This window comes from Acidobacteriota bacterium, from assembly GCA_016208495.1.
Taxonomy (GTDB): domain Bacteria; phylum Acidobacteriota; class Blastocatellia; order Chloracidobacteriales; family Chloracidobacteriaceae; genus JACQXX01.
Genome location: JACQXX010000097.1, coordinates 33,611 through 41,203 on the forward strand (window position 1 = coordinate 33,611; position 7,593 = coordinate 41,203).

At 53.5% G+C, this 7,593-nt stretch carries 6 protein-coding genes; all 6 read left to right on the forward strand.

The annotated features are described in order from the left end of the window. Positions 1-243: 243 nt before the first annotated feature. Complete coding sequence (locus HY774_20075) at positions 244-1,656, forward strand: aspartate kinase (GenBank protein MBI4750781.1); 1,413 nt, start codon at positions 244-246, stop codon at positions 1,654-1,656. A gap of 289 nt (positions 1,657-1,945) precedes the next feature. Beyond that, on the forward strand, positions 1,946-2,776 hold the full coding sequence (locus tag HY774_20080) for a cyclase family protein (GenBank protein ID MBI4750782.1): 831 nt from the start codon (positions 1,946-1,948) through the stop codon (positions 2,774-2,776). A 14-nt stretch (positions 2,777-2,790) separates the two neighbouring features. Next, on the forward strand, positions 2,791-4,263 hold the full coding sequence (locus HY774_20085; GenBank protein MBI4750783.1) for a 2-hydroxymuconic semialdehyde dehydrogenase: 1,473 nt from the start codon (positions 2,791-2,793) through the stop codon (positions 4,261-4,263). A 175-nt stretch (positions 4,264-4,438) separates the two neighbouring features. Then, positions 4,439-5,425 (forward strand): P1 family peptidase, encoded by a 987-nt coding sequence (locus tag HY774_20090; protein MBI4750784.1) that lies wholly within the window; start codon positions 4,439-4,441, stop codon positions 5,423-5,425. Positions 5,426-5,889: 464 nt separating this feature from the next. Then, positions 5,890-6,351: an energy transducer TonB gene (locus tag HY774_20095; GenBank protein ID MBI4750785.1), complete on the forward strand. Its 462-nt coding sequence runs from the start codon at positions 5,890-5,892 to the stop codon at positions 6,349-6,351. 17 nt (positions 6,352-6,368) lie between these two features. Then, the gene (locus HY774_20100) at positions 6,369-7,436 is read left to right on the forward strand and encodes a DUF4129 domain-containing protein (protein ID MBI4750786.1); all 1,068 of its coding nucleotides are present in this window, start codon (positions 6,369-6,371) and stop codon (positions 7,434-7,436) included. The last annotated feature ends 157 nt before the right edge of the window (positions 7,437-7,593 follow it).

A 7,593-nucleotide genomic window follows, 5' to 3' on the forward strand; every position in this document is an offset into this window, starting at 1 on the left:
CACTCTGCCGCTGTGGGTGGGGACCATTCAGGCGGGGCTGATCAGCCTGATACACATAAGTTCCTTGTTTTTCGGACCACATCTTTCTAATCTAGCCTTTTTGGCTGGCTGCCCTCTGATTTCAGGCACATTGACTCTATTCCACCCCCACCCGTTCACCCAGGTGGTACTGACTTTTGACTCTATTCCATCCCCCACCCGTTCACCCAGGTGGGACTGACTTTCTAAGGAGATTTTCTTTTCATGCGAGTAATGAAGTTTGGCGGAACATCCGTTGGAAATGCTGACCGAATCGCCGCGTTGGCTAAAATTGTGGCGGATGCCTATGCCGGGGATAAACAACTGGTCGTGGTGGTGTCTGCCATGAGTGGCGTTACCAATCAACTCCTTGCCAGCGCCCATGATGCGGCGGCTGGCTCGCTCAACAAAGCCATCCACGCCCGCGCCACACTGACCGATAAACACCGCGACGCCATCAATGCCCTGGTCTCTGACACCTCAGAGCAACAAAAGCTGTATACTGAAGTGGATACGCTGCTCGAACACTTTGGAAAACTATGCTATGGAATTCATATCCTGGGCGAAGTCCCAGACCGGGCGCTGGATGCCATTGCCGGGACCGGAGAACGGCTTTCAGCCCGAATCGTCGCCGCAGCGATTCGCAATATCGGGTTGCGAGCCAAAGCAATTGATGCGACCGAACTGGTGGTCACGGACGATAATTTCGGTGATGCCACCCCAGATAGCATTGAAACCAATTTGAAGGTTCAGACCCGATTGCTCCCGCTCCTGCGGGATGGGGTAATCCCGGTGGTGACTGGATTTATTGGTGCGACACCGCAGGGCGTGATGACCACACTCGGACGTGGCGGCTCAGACTATTCGGGAGGAATCCTCGGCGCCGCCCTCAATGCCGATGAGGTAATTATCTGGACGGACGTCAACGGATTTATGACGGCTGATCCAAACCTGGTCCCCGATGCCCAGACCATTCCCCGAATCAGTTACAGTGAAGCAGCCGAACTGTCCTATTACGGTGCGAAAGTCTTGCATCCAAAGACGTTGCTTCCACTGGCCCCAGCCAAGATTCCGCTCTATATCAAAAACAGCTTTGAACCTGATCATCCCGGCACTTATATCACCTCCCAAACTGGCGGCTGGGACGCCGACATCAAAGCCATCACGGCCATCAAAAATCTGAGCCTGGTAACTATCAGCGGAAGCGGCATGATGGGTGTTCCGGGGATTGCGGCTAAAACTTTTTCCGCTGTGGCAAGCCAGAGCATCAACGTCCTGATGATTTCCCAGTCGTCCTCGGAAAACAACCTCTGCTTTATTGTTGATTCCTCTGAAGCCGAGCGAACCCGCACCGCCCTGCGCAAAGCCCTCGACATTGAGTTTCATCACCGGCACATCGAAACCATCACAGTGACTGATGGAATCGCGATTGTGGCCGCTGTTGGCGAACAAATGCACGGGCGACCCGGCATTGCCGCGAGAGTCTTTACAGCCGTGGCTGATGCCAAAGTTAACGTCATCGCCATTGCCCAGGGGTCATCGGAAATCAATATTTCGTTTGTGGTTGAAGCCAAAGATGTTCCTGCCGCTGTGGTTGCGATGCACAAACGCTTTGAATTAGGAACCGGGAAGAAATGACAAGGTGACAGGGTGACTTTTTGACAAAATGACAAATGAATAAATATCACCCTGTCACCTTGTCACCCTGTCATATGGTCATTTTGTCACCCTGTCAATTTGTCACTCTTCACCCTGTCACCTTGTCACCTTGTCACCCTGTCACCGTGTCATACCATTTTGGAATGAAAAGATCGTACTAGAAAACAGTCAAGTAATTCAATCAATTGAAGTTAGTGAACTACTGACTACGATCTACTGACTACAAACTGGTATCATTTTGTCACCTTGTCACCCTTGGTCATTACTCATGTCTGATTCGTTGCTGACCCAAAAACTGGCTGCCCTTGAAACCGAATCCTGGCCGCTGGTTGATCTTCGCCAGTGGATTGACCTGAGCACATCGCCTGCGCACCGGCGGGTGAGCTTCCCTGCCCCAGGGTATACTCCGCCGTTTCAAATCCTTGACCGGCAGATACTTGGAAAACTCATCGGCGTTGAGCTGGATCAAACGGAAGGCATTTTTTCGGAGGTCAAGGATGTTTCCTCAAATCCAGCCGGGGTTTGTCTGGTGACGTCCAGTGTTTTTGGCCGGTGGAATGCCCACGCTGGCTCACACGCTGACCAACCAGCGCACTGGCTGAAAGAGCCTCCGCTGGCTCAGTTCGATGACCGGCAATATCGTGGGCCGGCCACGGTTTTGAATCTCACTTCATTTCTGGCTGGTCAATCATCACCTGCGATTACCCTCGACATACTGACTCAGGCCATGACCCAGGCCCGAATTGATCCACTCACTGTTCGGCGGTTGATCGTGCGGACCTATCAGCGAACGCCAGTTGAGTGGGATGACCATTTTGCCTACCTGACGCCCGAAGCCGGAAACTATCTGGGCCAGTTGCCAAACTTGCTCCTGTTTGGGACCGACGCGCCTTCGGTTGACCACCCGGCGGCGTCTCCGATTCACGCCTGTGCCCACGGCGGGCTGTGGGCCGGGCGGGTCGCCATCCTCGAAGGACTCGAAAGCAATTTTCTGCCTTTGGATTTGCGGCTGGATGGGGTTCTGCATATTCTGTGGAATCCAATGCAACTTCACGCCGATGCCAGAGGCGTACTTGTCACGTTTTATCCTTCACATTGATTGGACCACTCGCCATGACCACACCACGGAAGAGCTACAAACTGTTTATTAATGGAGAGTTTGTTGATGCAGTTGACGGCAAAATCTTTCCTGACTACAACCCGGCCACTGGACAGGTAGTCGCACACGTGAGCGAAGCCGGGTCCAACGATGTCTGCTGGGCAGTTGAATCAGCCCAGGCGGCGCTCAAAGGTCCCTGGGGACGAATGGCCATGACCGACCGCCTGAACCTGCTCCGCAAAGTCGCCGACGGAATCGAAGCTCGCTTCAATGATTTTATGGATGCTGAAATTGCCGATACTGGAAAGCCGCGAAGTCTTGCTTGCGCGGTTGATATCCCGCGTGGTGCGGCCAACTTTCGGATATTTGCCGAAATTGCCCGCAGCTTTGCAACTGAATGTTTTGAGATGGATACTGAAGACGGCGCGGGCGCCATCAATTACAGCCTGCGCGTCCCGTTGGGTGTGGTCGGCGTGATTTGTCCCTGGAATTTGCCGCTCTTGTTAATGACCTGGAAAGTCGCGCCAGCACTCGCGGCTGGTAACACCGTCGTCGTGAAACCTTCGGAGGAAACCCCAGGCACCGCCACACTTCTGGGGGAAGTCATGAAACATGTCGGCGTTCCCCCTGGTGTGTTCAATGTTGTTCATGGATTTGGGCCAAATTCCGCCGGGCAGGCCATTACTGAGCATCCAGGGATTCGAGCAGTGACCTTTACGGGCGAGACCCGCACCGGTCAGGCGATTATGAAAGCCTCATCGGTCAATATGAAGCAGGTTTCCTTTGAACTCGGCGGAAAAAACCCGGCCATCATCTTTGCGGATGCTGATTTTGACAAAGCCGTCGCGGGCACCGCCCGTTCGGTTTTTTCCAACTGCGGACAGGTATGCCTCTGTTCGGAACGAGTGTATGTCGAACGCCCGATTTTCACCCGGTTTGTTGAAGCGATGAAAGTTGAAGCCCGCAAACTCAAGCCTGGCGACCCGTATGATCCGGCAACCACCATCGGCCCCTTGATTTCCGACACACATCGGCAAAAAGTCCTTTCGTACTATCAACTTGCCCGAGAAGAAGGCGCCGAAGTCGTCACCGGCGGCGGAATTCCAAATCTCGCCGAACCATTCAACGGCGGCTACTATGTCCAACCCACCATCTTTACCGGCCTTCACGAACATGCCCGTGTGGTCAAAGAAGAAATCTTCGGTCCGGTCTGTCACATTTGTCCGTTCGACAGCGAAGAAGAAGCCGTCGTGCTTGCCAACAACACCGATTATGGTCTGTGCGCGGCGATCTGGACACAAAATCTGACCCGTGCCCATCGGGTGGCTAAGCAACTTGAATGCGGCATTGTCTGGATCAATGCCTGGTTTTTACGCGATCTTCGAACCCCCTTCGGCGGCATGAAAATGAGCGGGATAGGTCGTGAAGGCGGCCTGCATTCGATCCAGTTTTATTCGGAATTAAAAAACGTGTGCGTCAAACTCTGATAGTGGTTAGTGGTTAGTGGTTAGTGGTTAGTGGTTAGTGGTTAGTGGTTAGTATCTAATGTTTTAGTCCTTAGTGCTTAGGAATCAATACTTTCAAAGTTAGAACCAAGAACCAACCACTAACCACTAACCACTAACCACTTTCTTCATTCTTCATTCTTCATTCTTCATTCTCATGGCTTCACTCACTGACATTCCCGGCATTCGCGTCGGACACTGGACTGATTCACGACGGCCAACTGGCTGCACGGTGGTTTTGTTTGATTCACCGGCCACGGCAGCGGTTGATGTTCGTGGAGGCGCACCGGGTACACGGGAAACGGACTTGCTGTCTCCGGTCAATCTCGTTTCACAGGTTCACGCCATTGTGTTGACGGGTGGGAGCGCGTTTGGATTGGAGGCAGCCACAGGTGTTGTGCGCTATCTCGAAGAACGCCAGATTGGGTTTGATGTTGGCGTGGCCAGGGTGCCAATTGTACCGGCGGCAGTTCTGTTTGATCTGGTGCTTGGCGATGCCAGCATCCGACCAGATGCGGAAAGCGGATACCAGGCATGCCTTGCGGCTTCGGATGGCCCGGTCAGTGAAGGTTCAGTCGGGGCTGGCGCGGGTGCCACGGTTGGGAAAATGCTCGGGTTTCATCGGGCGATGAAAGGTGGCATTGGCACGGCGGCAATTCACACCGCAGATGGGCTCTGTGTCGCAGCCCTCATCGCGGCCAACCCCTGGGGAGATGTTCGCGACCCTCGCACCGGTCACATTCTGGCCGGAGCACGGAGCGAAGACGGAAAAACCCTGGCGGATCCAATCCGGCTGATGCGTGAAGGCACTCTGCTTGACCCGTTCAACCCGGCCTCAAGTTCAAACACAACCATCGGTTTGGTGGCGACCAACGCCGCTTTAACCAAAACCGAACTGACCAAAGTGGCGCAAATGGCCCATGATGGTCTGGCACGCACGATTTTTCCTGTTCACACCCCATTTGACGGAGACACCCTTTTTGCCGTCGCGATGCCGGCATATATAAAAGGACAGCCGTTTGTAACTCATCCGGGGAGAGTCGGCATTTTAGCGGCAGAGGCTGTGGCCGATGCGGTGATTCGCGCCGTGCAAACTGCCGTGGGACTGCCGGGAATTCCGAGCACGGCAGAAATCCAGGGATAAAGACTTCGGGCTGAAGGCATTGGGCTCAGGGCTAGGGGCTGAAGACTCAAGATAGGGTGATTCTCCCTTGCGGAAAGGTCGGTTTTCGCCCGGATGGGCGGTGGAAAGTAGCCGGTGGGCAGCCTGCTTTGAGGCGCACCCACCGGAATCCAAGCCCCGGCACGTTCGCGCCCGGTAGGGCGCTGGATCAAAATCTCAACGGGTTTACAGAACTGAGAATATCTGACCGACACAATTTTCCAGCGCCCATCCGGGCGCGAACAGAATCGGACCGAAGATCCGGTGGTGTGCCCAAAGCGGCAAACCACCGGCTACTCTCCGTCGCCCATCCGGGCGGAAACTGTCAAGCTCAAGCAACCTTTCCGCAACGGAGATAGAAAGATTCTCTTCTCTCTTCTGGGGCATCTTTGATGAAAAAATTTGTCTTCCAACTGTGTTTTCTGTCAGTCTTGGTGTGTGTTGTGGTGAATACAGTCTTCGCAATCCAATCCCAAAAAGCTAAACCGAATCCAGAGCGAATTCCAACTGGGCCTGAACCCACACCGACTTTGAATTTTCCTGGTTTAGAACTGGCAGTTGATTTCGGTGAACTTGAATGGATTTTCAGATCAACAGAGGTCGGATTTGATCGAGGGATAGCAGGAGATGATCACCGTTTCACCCTACCCCAAATTACCAGTCAACCCAAACCTGGATACACAGACGAAGCACGACAATCCTGCATTGTGGGAAAGGTAGTTTTGGCAATTGAGTTTCGCGAGGACGGAACCATTGGTATTATTCGAGTTGTCAGGTCACTCGGCTATGGACTGGATGAACAGGCAATTGCCGCCGCCCGACACATCAGATTTCGTCCAGCAATGAAAGACGGTCAGCCCGTCACGATGACCCGTCGGGTTGAATTCCCTTTTAACCTTATCAATTGATTCAAGTTGAACGTTCTATGCCCTTTCTCGCCCGACTTTTTAGAATAATGGTGTGTGTGGCTGGGGTGTGCTGGTTGAGCATGACCACGGCGCTGGCCGGGACATCGCAGGAAGACTACCTCCGGCGGTTTGACGAAGCGCATCAACTCATCGGGCAGGCACTCAATCTTGGCCAGCAACCCGAATCTCCCGGCCAGTGGCGGGCTTCAAATCATCTCAAAATAGACGATGTGTTACAGTTCCGATTACTGCTTCCTCGGAATGAAGTCGTTGATTTTCAAGGTCAATCCCTCACGGTTGATAACTCACGGCTTTACGATTTGCTCGAAAAACAGCAATCGGCCAAAACACCGGCGGATTCGGAGCAGGCACTGGCGCTCCTCAATGAAGAAATGACCGAACTCCGCGCCCGGATGTTTGAACCAGACAATTCCGCCAGTGCCGGGCGGGGTCAGGCAACTGAAAAAATGCAGGAAATCCTGAGTCGCCGAGATTTTAATATCAAACAGGGCGATACCTGGCGTGACCGGTTTCAACGCTGGTTAGGTGAATTTTTGCTGGATTTGCTCCGGATGCTCTGGCCGAGTTTTAAAACCGGTGGCCTGACGATGCTGGATCTGGCCAAAATGGTCGTGATTGCTCTGGTCGTGGTGGCGGTTGCCTGGATCACCCGAGTGCTGGTGCTGCGGTTTTGGAAGCGTGACCCGGCTGAGAAAAAAGGCGGGAAACGAGTCATTTTAGGCGAAGAAATTGACGAATCCACCACTGCCGAAGAACTTCTGACCGCTGGCATGGATCTGGCGCGAACAGGTGAATACCGGCAGGCGATTCGGAAGGTCTATGTCGCGCTCCTCTACGATATGGACGAACGCCAGGTCATCCATATCGAGCCAGGACTCACCAATCGCGAATACCTCAACCGCGTGCGCAGCCAGGTCCGCATCTATTCGCCAATGCACGAAATGACCAATCGCTTCGATGAGTTCTGGTATGGCCAGTTCACGGCCACCAAGGAAGATTTTCAAAAATTTCTGCTCAAATACCGCGAAGCCGTGGGGGGACTTCCGACCAAGGCGAAAGCATAATCGGGTTCCGGGTTCTTTCAAGGGATGAGGGATGAAGGATGAGGGATGAAAAAATCCCATTGTCACCTTGTCACCTTGTCATCTGGTTCAGGGTTCAGGGTTCAGGGTTCAGGGTTCAGGGTTCAGGGTTCAGGGTTCAGGGTTCAGGGTTCAGGGT